Origin of the sequence: Streptomyces sp. NPDC006134 (genome assembly GCF_040628835.1) — a bacterium.
Taxonomy (GTDB): domain Bacteria; phylum Actinomycetota; class Actinomycetes; order Streptomycetales; family Streptomycetaceae; genus Streptomyces.
Genome location: NZ_JBEXTV010000019.1, coordinates 58,625 through 79,421 on the forward strand (window position 1 = coordinate 58,625; position 20,797 = coordinate 79,421).

The window sequence follows — 20,797 nt, forward strand, 5'->3', positions numbered from 1 at the left end:
GTGCTCGGTGATCACCCGCCGCGTGCCAGATCCGTGCCAGGACGTCTCTCGGCGGCCTTCCGTGCAGCTGCGGCCCGAGCCTTCCGGACGGTCGCGTCGAGGCCGGCGGCGACCTCTTCCTGACGCTCCTCGTCGGAGTGCTGGTAGATGAGCGCCGCCTTCTCCGAGGACTGCCCGGCGCGGACCATCGTGTCCTTGAGGGTGGCGCCGGACCGGGTGGAGAGCGTGTGCCCGGTGTGCCGGAGGTCGTAGAAGCGGAAGCCTTCCGGCATGCCGACGATCTCACGTGCCTTACGCCACTTCCGCCCGAAGGTGCTGCGGCGGAAGGGGGCGCCCTTCTCACCGACGAAGAGGAGCCCGTCCGGTCCCGGCTCGGCGTAGCTCTCCAGGTGCCAGCGGAGCTCTCGGCGGAGGAATGCGGGAAGGATCACAGTCCGGGTTCCGGCCTCGCTCTTGGTGCTGCCCTGGACCCGTCGCCCGTCCATCCGTTCCGGCTCGGCGCGGCGAACGTGGATGCGCAAGGTGTCGACATCCACGTCCCGGCGGCGGAGGCCGGCCAGCTCCTCCGGCCGCATCGGGCCATAAGCACCGAGATACACCATCAGCCTCCACCTCATCCCCACGGCGTCGGCGAGCGCGTCGACCTGGGCGACGGTGGCGATGCGCCGTTCGGCCGCCTTCTCCTTGCCGGCACCTTTGATCCGGCACGGGTTGCGACTGATCAGCTCATCGTCCACGGCCGTCTCCATGATGGCCTTGAGGAGGCGGTACGCCTTGGCCGTCATCGTCTTGGCACCCGTGGTCCGCAGCCGCTCGGCCCGCCATTCGCGTACGCGAGGTGCGGTGATCTCGTCCAGGTCCAGGCTCGTGAAGGCGGTCAGGTGCTTGTCGAGCAGGTAGCGATAGAGGTCCCGCGTCAGCGGCGCCAACTCCCGCTCCTCCACCCACTTGTCGGCATAGGCCCGGAAACTTACGGCCCCGGCCTCGGGGTCCCTCCACTCCCCCCGGCGGATCTCTGTCTGCTTCTCGGCGAGCCAGTCGTCCGCTTCGGCGGTCGTCTCGAAGGTGAAGGGAGCCGGGCGCATCACACCGTCGGGCCCCGGATAACGCGCTTGGTAGCGTCCGGAAGGAAGACGGCGGATCGCACCGAAGCGGCGACGCCTGCCCTTGCTGTTGGCCATCAGGCCGCCCTCCTGTAGCGGGTGCGGGGACGCCTCAGCGGCTCCACCATGCGGGACGCGATGAACTCCTCCAGCGCGCTCGCGGGGATACGGACGTGGCGGCCGACCTTCACGTAGCGGATGCGCCGCTCCTCGACGAGCCGCCGGGGGAAGCGCACGGAGGTGCCGAGCAGTTCGGCGACCTGGTCGACGGACAGGTAGCGGTCGGTCATGTGGTGGGCTCTCCTTCCGTTCCGGGGGCGGGTTCGAGGGACGCGGCAAGCCAGGCTTCGGCACGGGAGAGGCCGGTACCGGCGAAGACCCAGTGGGCGAGGACGAGCGTGGTCTCGTCGTCCTGCGGGACGGGCGGGGCCGCTTGGGCCCGGCGCCACTCGGCGCGAGCGTCGCGGAGGGCGCCGAGGGTGGTGGAGTAGTGGCGGGACTTGGTGGAGAAGTGGCCGCGGAAGCCGAGCATGTGGGCCCAGGCCCGCAGGCGCAGGTCCGCCAGCTCGGGACGGGCACCCAGGGTCCAGGCGGTGCGGATCATGCGCCGGGCGTGGTCGGTGATCCGGGCCTGGGCCAGCTCGGCGAGGAAGCGGATCGGCCGGTCCAGGGTGCCGGTCGCCGTCTCGGCGCCCTTGGTGGCGTACTTGGCGATGTAGGCGGCCACGGCCCGTTCGGTCAGCTCCCGGCCGCCGTCGAAGTCGGCGGAGCGGATCGGGCGGACGTCGAGCTGGCGGCCGAAGGTGAAGGTGTGCGGCCGGCCGTCGATCTCCGGGCCGTCGACGCGGGCGGCGGTGGCCGCGGCGCGTATGGCGTCGGTCAGCAGCTCGGCCGACGCCCAGGCCGGGGGCGGGGTGTCGCCGCCGCCGGGGCCGTCGAGGCGGATGACGGCGTGGAAGTGGACGGCGCCGCGCTTCTGGTACTCGGCGACCTTGGCGAAGGAGATGCGGGCGTGGTCGCGGAAGGTGCGTTGGGTGAGTCCGGCCCGCTTGGCGACCTCCCGGCGCAGGTAGATCGAGAAGCGCCGCCACAGGGCGCCGGCGTGCGCGTTCCACAGCACGGCCGCTTCGTAGTCGTAGGTGTCGGGGTCGAGGGGCGTGCCCAGGGCGGCGTCGCCCTCGTCGTGCCGGGTGCCGCAGCGGCAGGCACGGCCGCCGGTGGGGCGGTTGTGGACCGGGCCGAAGCCGGGGGCGGTGAAGGTGGCGAAGACGCGCGAATGGGTGGCGACCCGCTCCGGGGTGCCCTTGCCGCCGCGGAGTCCGGCGGTGATCAGGTGGTAGGTGTCGCGCCGGTAGGTCTCGGCGCAGGCCGGGCAGCGGGTGGCGCGGCGGTTGTTGCAGCGGACGAGGAGCTGACCGGCGGGGAGAGCGGCGGAGTCGACATGGTGCAGGACGCGGCCGATCTCGCCGGTGGCCCGGTTCACCGCGTATTCGGTGCGGTGGCCGTCGAGGCGTACGGGGCGGGTGCAGCCGCCCAGGGTGGAGAGCTGACGGGCCAACTCGGGCAGTGTGCCGAGGGAGGCCAGCGTGGAGAGTTCCGCCAGCGGGGGCGGAGTCTGCCGGGTGATGATGGGCATTCCTTTCGGCTGTTTCGGCGGTCGGGAGGGATGGCCCCGGGGCGGCGGGATGCTTGGCGGCTTGTTGCCGCCCCGGTGGCCGGTCAGCGCTGGTGCGCGCCGTTGAGGAGGGAGCGCAGGACCACGGCGGCGACGGCCACGGAGACGGCCGAGACGGCGACGGCCGCCAGGAGCGCGGTCAGCACGGCGCCGACGACGACCACGGCGGCGACCGCGCCGGCACCGGCCCCCACGAGCGGGGCGACCGGGCGGCCGGCGGAGGGGACCGGGGCGTGGTCCTGCGGGATGTGGGTGGTGATGCTCGGGACGTGCGGGGTGTCGGGCAGTTTGGGACGGAACATCGCGGGGCTCCTTGTGCCGGTCGGGGTCAGTCGTGGGTGCCGTTGACGACGTCGACTCCGGAGCGGGTGCCGGATTCGATGGCGGGGGCGAGGAAGGTGTGCGAGAGCCAGAAGCCGAACAGGGCGATCACGACGGCGACCCAGAGGCGGACGCCGAGGAACTTGATCGCGGCCCAGGCGATGACGCCCAGGACGAGGACGAGCGGCAGTGAGACGGTCACGGGATCTCCTCAGCGGACGGCGCAGCGGTGGGTGCGGGCGGCCAGCTCGGCGGCGGCGCGGCTGTCGTAGTCGGCGGAGAAGCCGCAGCGCGGGGCCGTGCAGACGGCGGTGTGCTTCTCGCGGCCCCGGCCGTCGTAGGAGGTGCCGACCTGGACGGGGCCGATGCGGACGACGCGGCGGAAGCGGCGGTTGGCGGGCATCAGGGGGTCTCCTTCTCGGATTCGCCGGTGAAGTCGGTGACGTGGTCGGCGAGCCAGCGGCGGATCTCGTCGCCCTCGACGGGGTCGGCGGCGAGGATCACCGGTTCGGCGATCAGCACGGCTTCGGTGAAGCGGTTCTGTCGGGACAGCTCGGCGGCACGCTTCAGCGCGCGGAGCGTGGACGGGCGCAAGGGAGAAAGTCCTCCGGGGTCAGGTGAGGTGGGCGGTGATGGCTTCGGCGAGCGGCATCGGGACGCCGAGCCGGGCGCGAAGCGTCGGGGTGTCGATGGGGGTTCCGGTCCGGGCGCGGTGGTCGTCGGCGACCTTCCGGGCGAGAGCGACGAGGGCGGGCGGTACCGGGGAAGGGAAGGCTGGCGCCGACTCCGTTTCGGTGGCCGGTAGTTCGGCTTCTGTGGCGGTGGGCGGTTCGGCTTCCGGGGCGGTGGGTTCCGGTGTCGTGCCCGTCGAGGGTGGTTCGGGTGCCGTCTCCGGAGCCTCGGTCGGCTTCGGTGCTCCGTGGGCCAGCAGGGTGCCGCCCAGGAAGGCGACCGCGGGCCAGCCGGCGACGAGGATGCGCAGCCAGGCCGGTACGTCGTCGAGGTCGAGGAGTCCGGCGGTGGCGACGTTGGCGCCGAGGGACGCGGCCAGCGCGACGAGGAACCAGCACCACCCGGCCGCTTTCGCCGCACCCGAGCGCAGCCGCCGCCAGGCCGCCACCAGCAGCAGGTCGACGGAGACCGGATAGGCCCACGCCTTCCAGCCGTCCTGTCCGGCGGCCAGCGCCAGGTCGTGCAGATGGGCGAAGGACAGCGCGGCGGCGATCAGCGCCTGGACGAGTACGGCGTCCACGCGGAGGGGCAGGGCACGCACGGCAATTCCTTCCGGTTCCGGGCATGGGTGGGTAGGGACGTGGCGCGGGACGGCCGCGCCGGCCGTGGAGGCGGGTGGGTTACTCGGTGACCGGCCGAGGAGCGGCCATGGGGCCGGACTCCTTCACCGGTACGGGCGGGACGTACGGCCGGAACGGTGAGAGCGCCGGGACGTCCGGGGCGAGGTGTGCCGTCTCGCGGCAGGTGGCCGCGGCGTCGGCGAGGGACAGGTACGGGGTGCGGATGCGGGACCAGCCGCCGGACGTGTCGCCGACGACGGCGAGGCCGGGCAGCTCGGGAGCGATGGCGCAGGCAGCCGTGACCGCCTCGGGGGCGATGTCGCCGAGCGCCATCTTGGCAGAGGCTTCGTCGTTGACGCGGTGGCAGACGCGGCCGGTCAACTGGGCCCGCAGCATGGTCGCCCCCTTGCCCAGTTCGGCGCCGAAGCGCTGCCCGCACACCTCCAGATAGATGCCGGCCGCGCGGCCGAGCTGGGCGAGGCGGATGAGCTGGGTGACCATCTCGTCCCGCCGTTCCTCCTCCTTCCTCGTCGCGACGAGGAAGAGTTCGGCCACCTCGTCGACGAACAACACGACGGGAGCCGGGCGTTCACCCTCCGGTAGTCCCCAGACGTCGGAGGTGATCAGCTCATCCGGGGTGCCGGGTGCGATGCCCTGCCGGGCCTTGATCAGGTCGTATCGGTCCTCCATTTCCTTGACGAGCACGGGCAGCAGCTCGGCTGCCTGGTCCGGGTCGGTCGCCAGCGCGGAGAGCCGAGGGGCGAACGGCGCCAGCTCCACCCCGCGCTTGCAGTCGATGCCGACCAGGACCACCGGTTGGGCGGCCAGCCCGGCGAGCAGGTTCCGCAGGTACATGGACTTGCCGGACAGCGTGGCGCCGAGCACGAGTTCGTGCGGTACGGCCCGGTAGTCCCGTACGAAGGCGGTCGCGTCCTCCCGCAGGGCCACCGGCACGCGCAGCGGACCGGCGCCGGTCCGGCGGGGCATCCGCACCTTCCGCAGGACGTCGAAGCCGACGAGCCGCAGCTCCACGACACCGGGCCTGACGTCCCGCACGTACACGGCGTGGACACCCCAGGCGTGCCGCAGCCGTTCGGCCGAGGCCGCCACGTCCGCCGGTTCCTGCCCCGGAGCCAGCCGCAACCGGAGCCGCAGACCGGTCGAGGTGGGCCGGATCATGCCCCGCCGAGGGGGCACCGGCCGGACCTCCCGGCGAGTGGCCGCCCTGACGGCCAGGGCCCGCCACCGGGACGGCTCGACCGTCAGGCCGCAGGCGTCCATGGTCGAGGAGTACGAGGCCAACAGCCGGACCACCGAGACGGGCAGCCCGACCGTGGACCAGTACGCCGCCGGGTGGGCGTGCCGGGCGTAGGCCGCGCCGCCTATCGCGGCGAGCGAACCACCCAGCTCGGCCCACGTCATCAGGTCGGTCACGTCGATCAGCCCGCCTGGTCCACCGGGAAGGCGCCGGGCGTGACGGCGGTGGCCCGGTAGGCGATGCCGTGCCGCTGCTGGCCGTTGAAGATGCTCTGCCAGGGCCGGGCGACGAGGCCGGGCAGGGAGACCGGGGCGCCGACGGTCAGGCCCTCCGTCACACCGCTTTCGGGAACGGTGACCTGGATCAGCGACGACTCGCCCTCGTCGATGTAGACGACGCCGACGGTCATCAGCGCCTCACCGCTCACGGGGTCCTTGGCGATCTCACCGGTCTGCCGGTCGCGCACCTTCGGCGCCGGCGCTTCGGTGAGCAGGATCGTGGCGGTCGAGGCGTCAACGCGGATCACACGCACAGATTTCTCCTTCGAGTCGATCAACTCGCCACCTGACAAGTTGACTTAGCAAGTTCGAAGCTAGGGATGCCAAGTTGACTTGTCAAGCGAGAACCGGAGGGGGATTGGGAGATGAACTGGCCGCGGAACGACCTCAGTTCAGCCGGTAGGTGTCTTCCAGTTCCTGCCGGTCGGCCGGGAGCAGGACGTCGGAGACTTGCAGCGCTTGTCCGGAGGCGTCGCACGCGACGACCAGGACGCTGAGGACGGGAACGCCGTCCGGGAGGTCGAGGAGTTCGGCTTCGGCGCGTTCGGGCAGCCGGGCCGAGACCCGTTCCGTCACATGGTCGAAGCGGACCTTCTTCCGCGCCTCCAGGTGGGCGCGGGTGCTGCCGCTCAGCGCTTCGGCGCTCTCCAGCTCGGTGCCCTCGACCAGGCCGGCGGGGAAGTACGACGAGACCAGTTCGGCCGGTTCGCCGTCCTCCTCGACCAGGAAGCGGCGCATCAGGAGTTCGGCCCGCTTGGGCACCCCGAGCACGGAGGCGACGCGCGCCGGGGCGGGGACGCGGCCGACCTCGACCAACCGCCCCGGAGTCTGCGACTCGTCGCGCGTGAGCGCCTGCCGTCCCCGGCGGTCCTGGTTCTCGACGACCGCCGGACGCCCCCGCACGATCGTGCCGTACCCCTGCCGGGACTCCAGCCAGCCGTCGCGCTTCAGCAGCTCCAGCGCCCGGACGACGGTCGGCCGGGACATCCCGAAGGCCTGCACCAGCTGGTTCTCGCTGGGCACGCGGGTGCCGGGCGCGTACGTGCCGTCCTCGATGCGACGCTGGATGGTCTGAGCGAGGCGAACGTACTTCGGTGCCTCCACTTCATACGCCATGAATGCCGCCGCCCGTCGAGATTGGCCAAGTCAACTGGTCAACCAGACTAACGACGATTCCGCCCCCGCAGTACCGACGGGGCGTATTCCGCTCATGCCGGCCAGGCATCGGCCATCTCGAAGGAGACCACCGTTCCGCCGAAGCGGCTGGGCCCGGCGTACCACGACGCGGCGATGGAGTCGACCAGGAGCAGCCCACGCCCGTGCGCGTCGTCGGCACCGGGGCGCCGCAACCGCACGTCCGCCGGGAAGCCAGGATTGTGCACCTCGACCCGGAGCGAGGACCCTTCCCGGAACCACTCCACCCGCACGAGCCACGTGTCATCCGACCGGCCGTGGAGGATGGCGTTGGTCACCAGCTCCGAGATCATCAGCGCGCAGTCGTCGACCGAGCAGGCCGGCGCGTACGGAGTGATGAACCTACGGAACCAGCGCCGGGCCCGGGGTACGGACTCCGCGACGGGGTGCAAGGTCATCGCGCCGAGCCGCGGCGAGTCCTCGCAGGGATAGCGGTCGATCATGTAGGCCATCCGTACTCACTCCCTGCCGCTGCCGTCGCAGTCGAGGCAGCGTCGCTTCGATGTGGCACGGGTGCGGTCAGCGGCGGTGGCAAGCGCCAGAGTCGTACGTGAACCGACACGCTTCCAGCCGCGGCCCCGGCAACTCCGACAAGGTAAGCGCGTGCCCTGATGCGGCCGCTGACTCGTCACACCATGCCTCCTTCCGACAAAGTGGCCTTAGCCACTTTGTGGATAGTGGCATTGGCCACTTGGAGATGCAAGCGGTTCGCCACAACCGCCCGGCCGTCAGGTGAGTGGATAGCCCTGCTCGAACGCCCAGCGGTGCGGCGGATAGGTGGCCTCGGCGAACTCCAGCGGCCGGTCCTGGAGGTCGTAGACGACGTGGTGCACGATCAAGACGGCCGAGCCGGGGGCGAGCTGGAGGGCGGCCGCCTCCTCGTCCGTCGCCGTCCGGGCGCACATCCGGTCCTCGGCGTAGCTCCCCTGACGCCCCGTCATCTTCTCGACGTACAGCAGGGTCCCTTCCTGGATCCGCTCGGGTTCCATCAGCTTCGGCGCCCACTGCCCGACGTCCGGCGCGAACCACGAGGTGGACAGGGTGATGGGCCCGTCCTGGTTGTTGGTGACCCGCCGCCGGTGAACGGCCCGGCGGTCCTTCACCAGGCCCAGCGCCTCAACCACGTAGTCCGGAGCCTCCAGCCAGCCGGCCGAGGTGATGACCGCGTACTCGCCGGGTGTGTAGATCTTGCCGGTCTGCCGGGCGCGGCCGTACAACTCGCGCGCACGCCGGTTCACTTCCAGGCTCCGGACGTACGTGCCCGACCCTTGCCGCTTCTCGACGAGCCCCTGGTGGCTCAGCGCCTCCAGCGACCGGGCCGCCGTCGGCCGGGACACTCCCCAGTCCGCCGCCAACTGCCGCTCCGAGGGGACTTCGTCCCCCGGCTTGAGGTCCCCTCGAAGGATCTGATCGCGGATGTAGTGCGCGATCTGGAGATACTTCGGCTGGGCCTCCTCGATCTTGGGCATGCCGCCCTCCTCGTCTGGTGCCGCGCGGGCGGCAAGTGGCTATGGCCGTTAGCCACTATAGGGTGAGTGGTCAAGTCCCGACCCCGTACGCTTGGCCCCATGACGCGGTTGATCGTCGCAGCGGGAGGGGGTGGCGACGCAGTCGCCGCCGCAATGCTTGACGCCGCCCTGTACGGCGACGACAACGGCCGGGCGGTGATCCTCACGTACGCGTGGGACCGCTTGCTGATCGACCCGGTACCGGGCCCCCGAGGACCCGAGAACTTCACCGGCCTCGAACCGCTCACCCCGGCCGTCTGGAAAGTGCCGGCGCAGGCACGCCCCATCGCCCCGGCAGGCTCCACCCTCCCCCGGCTCGCGGCGGAACTCCCGCACACGTTCGCGCTGATCGACCCGGGACACGGCGTCGAAGGCGTCACACGCCAACTCGAAGAGCTGATCAGCCACTTGGAGCCCGAGTCGATCGACCTCCTGGACGTGGGTGGCGACCTGCTGGCACGAGGCGACGAGCCGACACTGAGAAGCCCGCTCGCGGACGCCCTCACCCTGGCAGCGTGCGGCCAGGTGAACGCACCCATCCGGCTGCTGATCGCGGGACCGGGCCTGGACGGTGAACTGCCGGCCGACGACCTGCGCGGCGTACTCGGCCCACTCGCCCACACCCTCACGGCCAGGGACGTGGAACCGGTCGGCTCGGTCCTGGAGTGGCACCCCTCCGAGGCCACCGGAATGCTCGCGGCGATGGCGCGCGGAGTACGCGGCACCTGCGAGGTCCGGGACGCGGGACTCCCCATCCCCCTCACCGACGAGGGCCCGACGATCCATGAAGTCGACCTGGACGAAGCCCTGAGCCGCAACCAGCTGGCCCGCGCGATCATGACGACGGCCACCCTGGACGAAGTCGAGGCCCTCAGCCGCGAAGTGTGCGGCTTCTCGGAGATCGACTACGAGCGCAACAAGGCGCTGTGGCTCAAGGAGCAGCCGGCGGTGAAACTGGACGCCGAAGCTGTGCTGCCCCGACTCGACCAGTTCGAGGCCGACGCCCGAAGCCGCGGCATCACGCATACGACGTTCCGCCGGCTCACAGAGGCACTGAGCCTAAGCGGCACTCAGCGCGAGGCCCTACGCCAACTGCTCATCAACAGCCGACCGGAGCAGTACACCGCTCCACTGTGGCGCATCCCAGCCGAAGCCTGAGTAACAACTTTCTTCACGGGTTCAAGGCGGCTCGCTCCGCTCCCCGCGCGCGGCCCGGCCCCCGGCCGGGCCTGCGCTCCAGCCTCCGTCCCGCTCCAGCCCGGCCGGCGCCCGTGCCGCGCGCACAGCGAGCCGAAGATCACGCTTCGTGTGCCACCGGAGAGGCCCCCACGGTCAGAACGATGCCTCCGGCGGGGGATCGGCCAGCACCGGGATGGAGGGGGCGCCGTCGCCGACTGCGGGTCCGTTGTGGCGTGCGTGAGGAGCTCCCATCCCGTACGCCGTCGACCCAGGCAGAGCCGAGCAGACGCGGCCCCTGGCGTCCAGGTCGTTCGTACAGTGGCGCGCTCCACCTGGACGCCAGGAACCACGCCCGCTCCACGGTGTGTGGGTCGACGGCGTACGGGATGGGAGCTGGGGAGGTTGATGGGTGGAGGTCTTCGGCAGTGACAGAATCGAACTGACATGCGATGATGACCTAGGTTTCAAAAATGGCACCTCGGATGAGGTATGGTTTTTGAAACCACGGTTGTCTGGAGGGGCTGTGCAGAACCTGGATCCTGAGTGGTACGAAGAGCGGCTGACGCAGCTCGACTTCTCGGTTGATCTCTTCTACGGCGCGCTTGACCTGGCCGCCGCAGATGTCCGTACTTGCACTGATTTTGATGCGCCGGCCATGCGTGGCTTCATGTTCTGGAGCCGCACCAACCGGTACATCGCTGAAGGTCTCGACCCGGAAGGCTGGCAGCGCACCTCCAGGGATAGCATCCTCCGGATGATCCACCCCAGCATGAGTCACGCTGTGACGGCTATCAGCGCCAAGGGGGGCGTGGGGGACCTCAACGCCAAGGTTCGGTCTAAGAACCCGAAGGGTGCAGCAATGGCCCGCATGGTTGAGAAGAACGGGCAGTTCGCTCTGCTCAGCCACGACGAGGTTCTCTACGGTCGCGAACTCGACCAGATCCCGACCTGGTGCCTGCTGTACGAGTGGGACAAGGGAGTGATCTCTGCCGAGCTGTCCCTGCCGATCAAGATGAACGGGAAGTTCGTCGATGAGTGGCAGGAGCGCATCCCGCTGCGGTTGCCCGATCTGGGTGACCCGGGCGCGGACATCGCGCTTCTGGACGACCCGGGCGATGGCAGCGGCCCGGAAGTTGTCGTGGAGCTGCTGGGGGGCTAAACGGTATGTAGAGTGCGGACGTGGGAGCTGAGGAAAGTGTTCACCCCAGAACGACTGGTCGTTGCCCGCAAACGACGGCGAATGACTCTAGCAGAGTTGGCTCAACGGTCTGGAGTATCGGCGCAGAGCATCACTGCGTTTGAGAATCACCGTAAGGTGCCCTCACCGGAGACGATTTCCTCTCTTGCGTCCGCACTCCATTATCCCGTCAGCTTCTTTGGGGCACCCGCGCCGGCGCAGTTGCAGCTGGACGCCGTTAGCTTCCGTGCCCCATCAAAAATGACTGCCGCAGAACGTGATAGCGCCCTGAGTTCGGGAACAGTAGCCGTTGCTCTGAATGAGTGGATGGAAGGCTTGTTCAAGCTTCCATCCGTTAACGTGCCAACATACCCGCACTTGACGCCCGAGGCTGCGGCAGAGCAGGTCCGTGCCGCGTGGGGACTCGGAGAAGCACCGGTACCAAACGCCCTACATTTGATTGAATCAAATGGGGTCCGCGTATTCTCGCTGCCATCCGACTGCCTCGACATCGACGCCTTTTCTACCATCAAATGCGGCACGCCGTACGTATTCTTGAACACACGGAAGACAGGCGAGCGGGGGCGATTCGATGTCGCCCACGAGCTCGGCCACCTTGTGTTGCACTGTGAGCACCGCATCCCCCACGGCCGCGACTCGGAGGGCGAAGCGAATGACTTCGCGTCGGCCTTCCTTATGCCCCGTGCAGGCGTCGTTGCTCAACGGCTACACAATGCGTCTATCGACCGGATACTGAGCGCGAAGCGCAAGTGGGGAGTGTCGGCCATGGCACTCACCTACAGGTTGCGCAAATTGGGCCTACTTTCTGAATGGCGCTACAATCAAACCGTAAAGGAACTGGCGCGTCGAGGCTATCGCCGTGCAGAACCTGATTCCTCACTGGTTCGCGAGAGCAGCCAACTATTGGTGAAGGTATTTGGCGCCCTCCGGAAGCCGCTAAATATGACGTTCTCGGAGCTCGCAGAGGAGCTCAATATCTATCCTGACGAGCTAAACGAGTACGTCTTCGGGTTGGCACCTATCGGAATCCAGAGCGGTGGAGAACCATCAGCACCGGCACGACCGAAGCTGAAACTCGTTAGCGGGGGGTAGCGAATAGGGATGGGCGACACAACCGCAAACCATCCAGTAGCTATCACTGTCTGTTGAATTATGAGATCGAGGGGGACACACGTGTTCGGTAGTCAACGGAGCTTGAATAGCTTCAAGGTCGGAGACGAAGTGACAGTCTCACTGCCGAGCGACAGGCCCATATACCACCAGGGCTCACACGGGACCGTTGTCTCGATAGGCACCAAGCGGGTGCACGTAAGGATGGACGTAGCCGCGTTCGAGGGGCACGACGGGGAGGTTGCGAACTTCCTCCCTGGTGACCTAGAGCCGGGACACGTCGGGACGCCCCGTAGCTCGGACCGTATGAAAGAAGCCGTCAACGCCATGCAACTTGGCGTCGCATCGGACGTCGTGTCGGTGGCGTTGGAGGCCGGCGTCATCACGGCTGACCAAGGAGACCAGATCAAGGCCGCGTGGGCTAACCACTTGCGGAGCAACAACGACGGCCGGATGCGCCGTTCATGAGCCTCTAGCGGGGCTCCTGGAGCTACGAATTAATCAAACTGGCCCGTGCCCTACCCGTGCCCGATCGTGCGGTGAACCGCAGGGATTCACGGGCAAGGCCGATAGCCCGATGTGAGAACGGCCCCTGACCAGGTGCCAAGGTCAGGGGCTGTTCTCTCTGTTGAGCCAGCGGAGGCGGTGGGGGTCGAACCCACGACGACGTTGCCACCGCAACGGCTTTCGAGACTGTCCTGATCGGATGTCCCCGCGGCTAGCCGTCCGCGTACGGGGCGATATGGTGGGAGAAGCGGAGGGGCGCCGCTTGAGCGACACCCCTCCCTGTTTGGACTTCAAGAGGTCACTTCTTGCCGGAACGCCTCTTCGGAGTCTCTACCACCGTGGTACGCGGGTGAGCTTTCGCATAGCTCTTGGTCACGTACCGGCCGGTTACGGCGCTCCGGGCCTTACTCCCGGAGCTGCCACCGCTTCCCTTCTTGGCCATCATTCACCTCCTTCACATCAGGCCCATGACGGTCAACTCCGATTGTATGAGGGCCCACTGACAACAGCGGGTCGGAAACGGGAAGCACAGACAGCTAAGTTGACTCGTAGGGTCCAGGCGACCAAGCCGAGCAACAGGAGATCACCCGCCCCGGCGTGCCAGAACCGTGCCAGGTCAGGCGGGAAACCACGGGGAACAGCGGTGACCCGGCCGCCAGTGAGCCAGGATCGGTAGCCGCTTCGCCGCAGGTCAGCCCAGTAATCGGCCGTAAGAGACCCAAGCTTCCCAAGCTGAGAGCGCGAGTTCGATTCTCGTCACCCGCTCCATGAGAAACCCCAGGTCAGCGGCCTGGGGTTTGTTTGTTGTCTAGTCCAGTAAAACGCCAGAGCTGAGTCAGCGTGCTTCGGTCGTGGCCGCACGGGGCCCTGCTGCACGGCCAGCCGATAGGACCACGCAGCGGGGCGACCACGCCGGACTCCGGCAGTGCTGAGTGTGCCCTTCTGCACGCCACCCGAAGCGGGGCCCGCGCGCCGTACAAGCCCTGCGACTTGTGCAGCATCCGTGCGCTCGTCGCGCGGTAGCGTCTTCATGAGGCCGAGCGAGAGGGAGCACGCAGCATGCCGCAACCCCTGGAGACCGTGGACCGCCAAGCCAAGCAAGGGCTCATCCTGGACTTCGCCGGGGTGCTGACCGCCGACCCGCTCGCCGTGCACCGCGCCTGGTGCGAGTCGGAAGGGCTTCCCCCGGAAGCATGGCGCGCCACCCTCAACGACAACCCTGAAGGCCGGCGGCTTTACGCGGCACTGGAGATCGGTGAGATCGGCCAGGAGGAGTGGAACAGGCGCACCGCAGCTCTTCTCGGTACGCATGTCGCACCGGACAACCTGATGGGTCGCGCCTGGGCCGCGGTGCCCCCGGCTCGGCGCATGGCCGCGCTCGCACGCGCTGCCAAGAGCGCGGGGTACCGTCTCGCTCTCCTGTCGAACAGCTTCGGCACGGACCCCTTCAACCCCTATGAGCGCACCGGGATTTGGGATCTGTTCGACGTGTGCGTCATCTCCGAGCAGGTCCGCATGGCGAAACCCGACCCTGCCATCTATGAGCTGACGTTGGAGCGTCTCGGGCTTCCTGCGCAGGCATGCGTGTTCGTCGACGACCACCCTCGCAACCTGCCACCTGCCGAGGCCCTGGGTATCACTACCGTTCTGGCGACGGATGAGGCCGCCACGGTGGCCGAGCTTGAGGCATTGCTCGGGGTGAGCGCCGCGCTTTCCGTCCAGCGGTGACTTCCAGCCAACTCACTGTGCCGGTGGTGCCCATGGGTGTTGCCGCTCGTAAAGCAGTGGGTACGGTCCGTGCCTGGCCGGTCGGGGAGGAGTTGCTGCCATGCAGTGGTCCGAGTACAGCACCGCTGAACGGCTCAAGACGCTGCGCGGTGCCATGACGCAGGAGCAGTTGGCCGAAGCGGCCGGCGTCTCTGTGGGCGTTGTGCGGAAGCTGGAACGGGGCGGTACCGCTTCCCTTCCTTCGCTTCTGTCCATCGCCTCTGCGCTTGGGACCGACATCGCCGTGCTCCTCGGCCAGCAGGCGCCTCGTCGCTCCATGGACCGTGACGAACGTGCGGCACTGCGCGCGCTGTCCGCTGCCACGCACGATGCCGCGATCGGCATCCCCGCCGACACTGAGCCGGGCACTGTCGAAGAGCTCCGCGATGTCGTTCGGCGTGCTGACGCGGCCTACTGGGCGGGCCACTACACCGAACTCGGCGCGCTGCTCGGCGCCTTGCTTCCCGAAGCTCGCGCCCGGTACGACGCGGCGGAAGCCTGCGAGCGGGAGGCCGCGGCCGGCGTCCTGGCCGATGTCTTCCAGACTGCCGGGATGGCCGCGAACGTGTGGGGTGCGCGAGACCTGGCCTATGCGGCGCTCACCTACGGCCGGCAGATCGCCGTGCAGGCCGGTGACGATCTACGGGATGCCCACCTGGCCGCCACCACGGCGTGGGTGAATCTCCGGGACGGGCGGACCGCGCAGGGCTTCGCGCTCGCTGCGGCCCAGGCCGACCGGATCGAGCCGAAGATGTCCGAGCACGATCCGGACCGGCTGTCGGTGTACGGGCAGCTCGTCACGAACGCAGCCGTGGCCGCGTCCCGGGGTGGCGCCGCACCGGACACCGCGCGGGAGTACCTCTCGCAGGCGCATGCCGTCGGCGCCCGCCTCGGGGCAGAGCACGCTCGTGGTCGGCATGCCCAACCCTTCGGGCCGCTACGCCGCCACGCAGGCGATGAGCATCGCTGTTGCCCTCGGCGACACCGGCGGTGCGCTCCGGCTCATGGACACCATCCGGCTGGACGACACGGTGCCCCTGGCCACTCGGGCCCGCTACGGCCTCGACGTGGCGTTGACGCACGTGGAGTGCCGTCGGTGGGACCAGGCTGCCGACACCCTGGAAAAGGTCTGCGGCATGGCGCCGGGGTGGGTACGGCACCAAATGCTGCCCGGAGTGATCATCTCTCGTCTCGCGGGCGTGTCCGTCGCGCGGCTCCGTGCGCTCGCCCACGCGGCCGGGGTGCCCCTCGCCGTCCGCTGACGGACACCGCCACGCGCCATAGCAGCTCCCGCAGCCGCCACCAGCCTGACTGCCATGCCCCGTTGCAGTCCTGCGGGAGGACGAACGTGTAGCAGCACGGGACGTGGCAGTCCGTCGCGTCATGACTTCGTGGCGCCGCCACGAGCCGTATCTGTCCCGAGTGCATCGCCGACAGCACGCTGACCGCATGCCGAAATTTCCACCCGGCGGCATCGGACACGTGCCGGTTGCCGTCTACTGCTGTGCGGCCGAGGCGGCCGCTGTCCGCGAAGCCGAGCGCCGCGCACGCCACTACGCCGACGCCCGGCACTGGCACGTGGCCGGCACCTGGTCCGACGACGATCCGGGGGTGCCCCTGGATGCCCGCCCGGCTTGGGCGGCTGTCACGAGCGCGCTGTCCTCGGGGCTGGTCCGTGGGATCGTCGTCGCGAGGATCTCTCACCTGGCTGAAGACGCCGGTCAGTTCGCCGCGCTTGGTGTCCTCATCCGTGACCGGGGCGGCTTCCTCGCCGAGGCGACGTCGCCGCCGGCCCGCCAGACCCCGGGGCAGTACGAACGCCGCCGCATCTTGCTCGAAGCCTCCTCGGGCTGGTGGCGGTGGGGCGACCTCGTGCCGGGAGCCGCCTCGTGACCCGGGCACGGGCGGAGGTTGGCGACCTGGTCGAGGACGCCGACGGACATCGCACCATCGTCACCGACATCAAGCAGGGCACCACCTGGGTCCTGCGCCCGGCATCGGGCGGCACCACGCCCCGGTGGGAGACGGACGACCCCGACGCGCTGCACGTACTCGAGACACGTGCAGACCGCCTGAACCGTGAGAAGAGCGCCTGATGCACAGCCGCCACAAACTCCGCGGTGGCACTGATGCGGTCGAGCGCTTCTGCGTCGGGGTGTGGTTCACCGGCCACCTCGCTGCCGTATTCACGCTCGGTGCCCTGATCACCGACGACGATCAGGACCTCATCGCCAGCCACCGGTCGTCTGACAGCCAGCCGGATGCCGGTCCGGAGGCTGCCGACCACACGGTCTAGCCCTCCGTTGTCGGCTCTACTCAGCCCGCACGGTGCGCTGACCTCGATGACTGACAGCTCCTCGCCAGATCACTTCCCTCCATCACGCCCAGAAGGCGGACTCGCCGTGTACGCATTCGGCATCTGCATCGACCGGCACTACCTGACCTCCGGCCTCACCACGATCGCCTCGCTGGCGGACAGTCTCAGCCCTCGTACCCGCAAGGCCGCGGCGCTGCGGTTCCTCAGCTTCGACCTCGGAGCGCCTCAGGCACTGCTCTTGGCCGACCTCGCCAAGCGGGTCGGCTTCGGCTCGTTCGCGCTGGCCCGTCGTGCCCCGCTCCGCTCCGCACGGATGGCGGACACCTCGTACATCACCGTCACCACCTATCTGCGATTCGAGTTCACTCCTGCGTTCGTCCGCCGCCCGTACCTGATCTACGTGGACGCCGACGTCCTGGTCCGCGGCGACCTGACCACCCCACTCGACGCTCTCCGCCCCGGTGAGGTCGGCGCCGTACGCGACGAGTTCAACCCGGCGGTCGGCAGCTGTCCCGCCCTGCCGGGCGCCGCGGAACGCTGGCCGCATCTGAGGGATCGGCCCTACTACAACGCCGGTCTCCTGTGGGCTCACACCGCTGATCTGCCGCGTATCCGCCACGGCGTCGAGCAGGCGCTGAGCAGGCACCGCCGGCACATCCTCCACAACGACCAGGACGCCCTGAACCTGTGGCTCCTCCACACCGGCCGCGTGCGGGCGGTCGACGCCGCATACAACCGGTTCGAGGTGGGCCGGTACCTCGAACGCGGTGACTGGGTACGCCGCGTCGTCACCCGGCCCCTGCGGCCGGACCCGGCCGCGCGTTTGATCCACTTCGTGGGTCCCGAGAAACCCTGGCAGACGGACTGTCCGGGCACGGAAGACGTACGGGAGTACCGCACTGCCCTGAAGCGGATCCTGCGGCACGTCCGCGCGCTGGGCGCCGCCCATCCCGAGCCGGCGGGGCTTCCATGACCAAGCCGCCGGCCATGGTCTCCCGAGCATGCAGCACCCTGCTCGGAACGCCGGCCCAAACCGCGGAGCGCTTGTCGGCGGGCTCCCGGACGGCCGTGTTCCGGGTCGGCCTCCGCGACGGCCGCGGCGTGATCGTGAAGCTGTACGACCGTACCGCCCGCCGCAACGCGCTGACCGAGGCCGCCGCCATCCGCGCGGCCCGCGTCGCTGTGCCTGTTCCGCACGTGCTGGCCTGCGGCACCATCTCTGACCAGGGGGCCACCGCTCTCATCACGTCTGACCTCGGCACGCTCACGCTGGGTGCTGCCATTCGCTCCGGCGACATCCCGCATGCTCAAGCCCTCAAGGATCTCGGCGGCCTTCTCGCTCGCCTGCACCAAGCACCGGTCGAGCAGGCGGTGCCCCGCCGCCCGTTCTTCGACTCCGTCTCGTCCCTGGCCCGCCGGTGCCCACCCGATCTGCTGCACCGGATCGGCCCTGCCCTGGCCGTCATCACCAGCGCGCCGGACAGAGCACCCAGCGTGTGGTGCCACGGCGACATCCACTTCGACAACGTGGTCGTCTCCGGCCCGCGCGGCACGTGCTACCTGGTCGACTTCACCGATGCCGCGCCGGGCCGGCGGGAGGCGGACGTCGCCCATGCCCTCGTCATGACCGCGGCCCACACTCCGTGGGACCGCGGCACCCTGCTCGACGCCTACACGGCGCCCCTGGACGAATCCCGGCTTTCGGCGTGGTTGGTCCTCCACACAGCGCGCTGCTGGGTCCACGCCACGTCAGGCACCAGCCGCCGCTTGTGGTCGGACCGCCTGGCCGACCTGAGCCGTCAGACACCGCACCTCTTCCGTACAACCCGAAGGGAAGGGACACCCCGATGACCAGCCCTGGACTGACGGTGGTCATTCCAGCCCACAACGAAGCCGCCTATCTGCCCCGATACCTCCCCACCGTCCTCGCCTCCCTCGAACGGTGGCAGGAGACGAGCGACGACCGAGGGGAGGTGATCGTGGTGGACAACGCCTCCACCGACGCCACCGCCGACATGGCCGCCTCCTTCGGCGTCCGAGTGATCAGCGAGTCCGTCCGCAACATCGGGCGGGTCCGCAACGCCGGCGCGGCTGCCGCCGAAGGCCGCAGGCTGTTCTTCACGGACGCCGACGTCGCCCTGCCCATGGAGGCGATCAGCGCCGCGGTCACCGCGATGGACAACGGCGCCGTCGGCGGTGCCATCCCGCCGCTCTACACACCCAAACGGCTCGGCGCGCGGCTGCTCTGTGCCTACTGGGACCACTACCGGGAAGCGCAAGGCGGCGCGCAAGGTGTCGCCCAGTTCGCCACGGCCCCCGCATTCCACGCGGTCGGCGGGTACCGCGACGACCTGTTCATGAGCGAGGACGTCGAGTTCTTCCACCGCCTGACGACCTACGGCCGCCGCATGAACGCACCGGTCGCGATCCTCGACGAGCTGCGCGTACGCCCCTCCACCCGCCGCTACGACCAGTGGTCCAGCCTCCGGATGCTGTGGTGGCAGAACCCCGTCACCGCACGGTTGCGGCTCGGCTCCCCCCGCATGTGGCGCCACTGGTACCAGAGCACCGTCCGATGACTCCGGAGTCCACCATGACCGTGCCGCCGCCCGTGCCGGACGCGGAAGGGATCTACACCTTCCCCGACAACCTCATGCACGCCCACCAACGGTGGACCGAGCGCCTGGCCGAACGCCACCGCGCCCACGACCACCGGGTCATCGAGCTCAAGGCCCCGCACAGCGGGCAGCGCTACCTCATCGAGATGCGCCGCCCGGCCGGCCGCCCCGTGCTGGCCATCGAACCGCACCACGACGACTTCGCCCTGTCCGCCTCCGGCACCTTCCTCGCCCACCCCCGGCCGCTCACCGTGACCACGGTGTTCACCCGCTCCACCAGCGTCCATCCGACCCTGGAAGACGCTTACGGCACCGAGTCCGCCGTATCCGACCTGCGCAACCGGGAAGGCGCCGCCGCCCTGGCACCTTTGGCGGCCGACCAGGTCCTCCTCGGCCACAGAGACGCCGAACCTCCGTACCGCCCCTTCGACCAGGACCGTCTGGACCAGATCACGGACGAGCTCCGCGAGATCGCCGAAGCCCACCCCGACGCCGAACTCCTCGCCCCGGCCGCCGTCACCCGCCACCCCGACCACCTCCTCGTACACGCGGCGGCAGTACGCATCGGATGCCGCTGGTTCTGGGAAGACCTCGCCTTCTGGCCGACCTACGCCCTGGCCGGCTGCGACCAGCACCTCTTCCGAGCGCGCACCGGCCACACCCTCGTACCCGAGCTGGTCGACATCTCCGACGTCGTGCTCGACAAGGTCACGGTGCTGCACATGCACGGCTCGCAGATGCACCCCGCTCGGAAGATGTACCGGCCGATCCGGCACGCCTGGACCGCGGCGGCCGACCTCCTGAGCGGCACGGGAACCTTCGCCGAACGCTTCTACCGGACGGAGTCGCTGTGAAGATCATCGCGCTCGAAGGGCCCTCGTACGCCGGGAAGTCCACCGTGATTCGCCACCTGCGCACGCGCGGCATCGAGGAGCGGGCCTTCGTGTCGGACTGCTACGTCCAGCACATCGCCCGTCGCACCGACATCCCGCCCGCTCGAACCGCGTCCGCAGCCGACCAGCTCGCCGCGTTCGAGACCTTCATGGGCGTCGAAGGCAGTCGCGTGCGCCGGGCACTCACCGGCTCCAAGCCCGTCGTCCTCCTCGACCGTTCGGTGGACACCCTCCTGGCCCACGCCCACGCACTGGACGCCCTGTTCGGCTACGACGTCCACCACCGCCTGCGCGACCGCCTCCAGGAGCTGCCGTTCCTGCGCCCCCACCACACCCTCTACCTGGACGTGCCGACCGAAGAACTGGCCCTGCGCCGCAAGGCCGCCGGGCACACGGCGGCGGAGTCCGGATACTTCCTCCACGAGCCGGCGTTCCTCGGCCACACACGGGACTACTTCGTCTCCGCCGCGCAGCCACCGGTCTCGCGTGAAGTGACCGTCATCCCCGCCGACACCAGCCCGGACGCGGTCGCGCACGCGGTGGAAGCCCTCGTCACGTACTGGACCAGGTGACCGGCCC

At 69.3% G+C, this 20,797-nt stretch carries 27 protein-coding genes and 1 pseudogene; 15 read left to right on the forward strand and 13 right to left on the reverse strand.

Going from position 1 to position 20,797, the window contains the following annotated elements:
- Positions 1-11: 11 nt before the first annotated feature.
- From ABZ340_RS15045 to ABZ340_RS15105, 13 genes are all read right to left on the reverse strand, one after another.
- The gene (locus tag ABZ340_RS15045; protein ID WP_358782207.1) at positions 12-1,181 is read right to left on the reverse strand and encodes a tyrosine-type recombinase/integrase; all 1,170 of its coding nucleotides are present in this window, start codon (positions 1,179-1,181) and stop codon (positions 12-14) included.
- Positions 1,181-1,393, reverse strand: a complete 213-nt coding sequence (locus ABZ340_RS15050) for a helix-turn-helix domain-containing protein (RefSeq protein WP_358782208.1) — start codon at positions 1,391-1,393, stop codon at positions 1,181-1,183. The genes ABZ340_RS15045 and ABZ340_RS15050 overlap by 1 nt, the downstream gene beginning before the upstream one ends.
- Positions 1,390-2,739 (reverse strand): replication initiator, encoded by a 1,350-nt coding sequence (locus ABZ340_RS15055; protein ID WP_358782209.1) that lies wholly within the window; start codon positions 2,737-2,739, stop codon positions 1,390-1,392. Before ABZ340_RS15055 ends, ABZ340_RS15050 begins: the two co-directional genes overlap by 4 nt.
- A gap of 83 nt (positions 2,740-2,822) precedes the next feature.
- Entirely contained in the window at positions 2,823-3,080 is a 258-nt protein-coding gene (locus tag ABZ340_RS15060; RefSeq protein WP_358782210.1) for a SpdD protein, read from the reverse strand.
- A 26-nt stretch (positions 3,081-3,106) separates the two neighbouring features.
- The gene (locus ABZ340_RS15065) at positions 3,107-3,301 is read right to left on the reverse strand and encodes a hypothetical protein (protein ID WP_358782211.1); all 195 of its coding nucleotides are present in this window, start codon (positions 3,299-3,301) and stop codon (positions 3,107-3,109) included.
- Between the two features lie 9 nt (positions 3,302-3,310).
- Complete coding sequence (locus ABZ340_RS15070) at positions 3,311-3,502, reverse strand: mobile element transfer protein (RefSeq protein WP_029381037.1); 192 nt, start codon at positions 3,500-3,502, stop codon at positions 3,311-3,313.
- Positions 3,502-3,693: a hypothetical protein gene (locus ABZ340_RS15075; protein ID WP_358782212.1), complete on the reverse strand. Its 192-nt coding sequence runs from the start codon at positions 3,691-3,693 to the stop codon at positions 3,502-3,504. Before ABZ340_RS15075 ends, ABZ340_RS15070 begins: the two co-directional genes overlap by 1 nt.
- A 19-nt stretch (positions 3,694-3,712) precedes the next feature.
- Complete coding sequence (locus tag ABZ340_RS15080; protein WP_358782213.1) at positions 3,713-4,372, reverse strand: DUF2637 domain-containing protein; 660 nt, start codon at positions 4,370-4,372, stop codon at positions 3,713-3,715.
- 79 nt (positions 4,373-4,451) lie between these two features.
- A complete protein-coding gene (locus tag ABZ340_RS15085; RefSeq protein ID WP_358782214.1) occupies positions 4,452-5,825 on the reverse strand; it encodes an FtsK/SpoIIIE domain-containing protein in 1,374 nt (457 codons plus the stop codon).
- Positions 5,826-5,830: 5 nt separating this feature from the next.
- Complete coding sequence (locus ABZ340_RS15090; protein ID WP_358782215.1) at positions 5,831-6,181, reverse strand: hypothetical protein; 351 nt, start codon at positions 6,179-6,181, stop codon at positions 5,831-5,833.
- Between the two features lie 133 nt (positions 6,182-6,314).
- Positions 6,315-7,043 (reverse strand): GntR family transcriptional regulator, encoded by a 729-nt coding sequence (locus ABZ340_RS15095; RefSeq protein WP_358782216.1) that lies wholly within the window; start codon positions 7,041-7,043, stop codon positions 6,315-6,317.
- Positions 7,044-7,135: 92 nt separating this feature from the next.
- Positions 7,136-7,573: an ATP-binding protein gene (locus tag ABZ340_RS15100; protein WP_029381032.1), complete on the reverse strand. Its 438-nt coding sequence runs from the start codon at positions 7,571-7,573 to the stop codon at positions 7,136-7,138.
- Between the two features lie 276 nt (positions 7,574-7,849).
- Positions 7,850-8,590 carry a GntR family transcriptional regulator gene (locus tag ABZ340_RS15105; protein ID WP_358782217.1) on the reverse strand — a complete coding sequence of 247 codons (741 nt, stop codon included), beginning with the start codon at positions 8,588-8,590 and terminating at the stop codon, positions 7,850-7,852.
- Between the two features lie 99 nt (positions 8,591-8,689).
- On the opposite strand from ABZ340_RS15105, the gene ABZ340_RS15110 reads away from it, so the two are divergent.
- From ABZ340_RS15110 to ABZ340_RS15180, 15 genes and pseudogenes are all read left to right on the forward strand, one after another.
- Positions 8,690-9,787 (forward strand): DUF1152 domain-containing protein, encoded by a 1,098-nt coding sequence (locus ABZ340_RS15110; protein ID WP_358782218.1) that lies wholly within the window; start codon positions 8,690-8,692, stop codon positions 9,785-9,787.
- Positions 9,788-10,217: 430 nt separating this feature from the next.
- Positions 10,218-10,967 carry a hypothetical protein gene (locus ABZ340_RS15115; RefSeq protein WP_358782219.1) on the forward strand — a complete coding sequence of 250 codons (750 nt, stop codon included), beginning with the start codon at positions 10,218-10,220 and terminating at the stop codon, positions 10,965-10,967.
- 36 nt (positions 10,968-11,003) lie between these two features.
- On the forward strand, positions 11,004-12,098 hold the full coding sequence (locus tag ABZ340_RS15120; protein ID WP_164390692.1) for an XRE family transcriptional regulator: 1,095 nt from the start codon (positions 11,004-11,006) through the stop codon (positions 12,096-12,098).
- A gap of 324 nt (positions 12,099-12,422) precedes the next feature.
- The gene (locus tag ABZ340_RS15125; protein ID WP_164390694.1) at positions 12,423-12,584 is read left to right on the forward strand and encodes a hypothetical protein; all 162 of its coding nucleotides are present in this window, start codon (positions 12,423-12,425) and stop codon (positions 12,582-12,584) included.
- 1,098 nt (positions 12,585-13,682) lie between these two features.
- On the forward strand, positions 13,683-14,351 hold the full coding sequence (locus ABZ340_RS15130) for an HAD-IA family hydrolase (RefSeq protein WP_358782220.1): 669 nt from the start codon (positions 13,683-13,685) through the stop codon (positions 14,349-14,351).
- Positions 14,352-14,505: 154 nt separating this feature from the next.
- Positions 14,506-14,577: pseudogene (locus ABZ340_RS15135) on the forward strand (helix-turn-helix transcriptional regulator); the annotation flags it as partial.
- A 730-nt stretch (positions 14,578-15,307) separates the two neighbouring features.
- A complete protein-coding gene (locus tag ABZ340_RS15140) occupies positions 15,308-15,652 on the forward strand; it encodes a hypothetical protein (RefSeq protein WP_358782277.1) in 345 nt (114 codons plus the stop codon).
- Positions 15,653-15,839: 187 nt separating this feature from the next.
- Positions 15,840-16,283 carry a hypothetical protein gene (locus ABZ340_RS15145; protein ID WP_358782221.1) on the forward strand — a complete coding sequence of 148 codons (444 nt, stop codon included), beginning with the start codon at positions 15,840-15,842 and terminating at the stop codon, positions 16,281-16,283.
- Positions 16,280-16,486: a hypothetical protein gene (locus ABZ340_RS15150; RefSeq protein ID WP_358782222.1), complete on the forward strand. Its 207-nt coding sequence runs from the start codon at positions 16,280-16,282 to the stop codon at positions 16,484-16,486. Before ABZ340_RS15145 ends, ABZ340_RS15150 begins: the two co-directional genes overlap by 4 nt.
- The gene (locus ABZ340_RS15155) at positions 16,486-16,686 is read left to right on the forward strand and encodes a hypothetical protein (RefSeq protein WP_358782223.1); all 201 of its coding nucleotides are present in this window, start codon (positions 16,486-16,488) and stop codon (positions 16,684-16,686) included. Before ABZ340_RS15150 ends, ABZ340_RS15155 begins: the two co-directional genes overlap by 1 nt.
- Positions 16,687-16,792: 106 nt before the next feature.
- A complete protein-coding gene (locus ABZ340_RS15160) occupies positions 16,793-17,680 on the forward strand; it encodes a glycosyltransferase (protein WP_358782224.1) in 888 nt (295 codons plus the stop codon).
- Entirely contained in the window at positions 17,677-18,558 is an 882-nt protein-coding gene (locus ABZ340_RS15165; protein WP_358782225.1) for an aminoglycoside phosphotransferase family protein, read from the forward strand. The genes ABZ340_RS15160 and ABZ340_RS15165 overlap by 4 nt, the downstream gene beginning before the upstream one ends.
- The gene (locus tag ABZ340_RS15170; protein ID WP_358782226.1) at positions 18,555-19,286 is read left to right on the forward strand and encodes a glycosyltransferase; all 732 of its coding nucleotides are present in this window, start codon (positions 18,555-18,557) and stop codon (positions 19,284-19,286) included. The genes ABZ340_RS15165 and ABZ340_RS15170 overlap by 4 nt, the downstream gene beginning before the upstream one ends.
- Positions 19,283-20,179 carry a PIG-L family deacetylase gene (locus ABZ340_RS15175; protein WP_358782227.1) on the forward strand — a complete coding sequence of 299 codons (897 nt, stop codon included), beginning with the start codon at positions 19,283-19,285 and terminating at the stop codon, positions 20,177-20,179. Before ABZ340_RS15170 ends, ABZ340_RS15175 begins: the two co-directional genes overlap by 4 nt.
- Positions 20,176-20,790 carry a hypothetical protein gene (locus tag ABZ340_RS15180; RefSeq protein WP_358782228.1) on the forward strand — a complete coding sequence of 205 codons (615 nt, stop codon included), beginning with the start codon at positions 20,176-20,178 and terminating at the stop codon, positions 20,788-20,790. Before ABZ340_RS15175 ends, ABZ340_RS15180 begins: the two co-directional genes overlap by 4 nt.
- Positions 20,791-20,797: the final 7 nt, after the last annotated feature.

Excerpts from the sequence above, each read along its gene's own strand:
- ABZ340_RS15045 (WP_358782207.1), bottom strand. The coding sequence starts at position 1,181 with ATGGCCAACAGCAAGGGCAGGCGTCGCCGCTTCGGTGCGATCCGCCGT.
- ABZ340_RS15050 (WP_358782208.1), bottom strand. The coding sequence starts at position 1,393 with ATGACCGACCGCTACCTGTCCGTCGACCAGGTCGCCGAACTGCTCGGC.
- ABZ340_RS15055 (WP_358782209.1), bottom strand. The coding sequence starts at position 2,739 with ATGCCCATCATCACCCGGCAGACTCCGCCCCCGCTGGCGGAACTCTCC.
- ABZ340_RS15060 (WP_358782210.1), bottom strand. The coding sequence starts at position 3,080 with ATGTTCCGTCCCAAACTGCCCGACACCCCGCACGTCCCGAGCATCACC.
- ABZ340_RS15070 (WP_029381037.1), bottom strand. The coding sequence starts at position 3,502 with ATGCCCGCCAACCGCCGCTTCCGCCGCGTCGTCCGCATCGGCCCCGTC.
- ABZ340_RS15095 (WP_358782216.1), bottom strand. The coding sequence starts at position 7,043 with ATGGCGTATGAAGTGGAGGCACCGAAGTACGTTCGCCTCGCTCAGACC.
- ABZ340_RS15100 (WP_029381032.1), bottom strand. The coding sequence starts at position 7,573 with ATGGCCTACATGATCGACCGCTATCCCTGCGAGGACTCGCCGCGGCTC.
- ABZ340_RS15105 (WP_358782217.1), bottom strand. The coding sequence starts at position 8,590 with ATGCCCAAGATCGAGGAGGCCCAGCCGAAGTATCTCCAGATCGCGCAC.
- ABZ340_RS15110 (WP_358782218.1), top strand. The coding sequence starts at position 8,690 with ATGACGCGGTTGATCGTCGCAGCGGGAGGGGGTGGCGACGCAGTCGCC.
- ABZ340_RS15125 (WP_164390694.1), top strand. The coding sequence starts at position 12,423 with ATGAAAGAAGCCGTCAACGCCATGCAACTTGGCGTCGCATCGGACGTC.
- ABZ340_RS15130 (WP_358782220.1), top strand. The coding sequence starts at position 13,683 with ATGCCGCAACCCCTGGAGACCGTGGACCGCCAAGCCAAGCAAGGGCTC.
- ABZ340_RS15140 (WP_358782277.1), top strand. The coding sequence starts at position 15,308 with ATGCCCAACCCTTCGGGCCGCTACGCCGCCACGCAGGCGATGAGCATC.
- ABZ340_RS15145 (WP_358782221.1), top strand. The coding sequence starts at position 15,840 with ATGCCGAAATTTCCACCCGGCGGCATCGGACACGTGCCGGTTGCCGTC.
- ABZ340_RS15155 (WP_358782223.1), top strand. The coding sequence starts at position 16,486 with ATGCACAGCCGCCACAAACTCCGCGGTGGCACTGATGCGGTCGAGCGC.
- ABZ340_RS15165 (WP_358782225.1), top strand. The coding sequence starts at position 17,677 with ATGACCAAGCCGCCGGCCATGGTCTCCCGAGCATGCAGCACCCTGCTC.
- ABZ340_RS15170 (WP_358782226.1), top strand. The coding sequence starts at position 18,555 with ATGACCAGCCCTGGACTGACGGTGGTCATTCCAGCCCACAACGAAGCC.
- ABZ340_RS15175 (WP_358782227.1), top strand. The coding sequence starts at position 19,283 with ATGACTCCGGAGTCCACCATGACCGTGCCGCCGCCCGTGCCGGACGCG.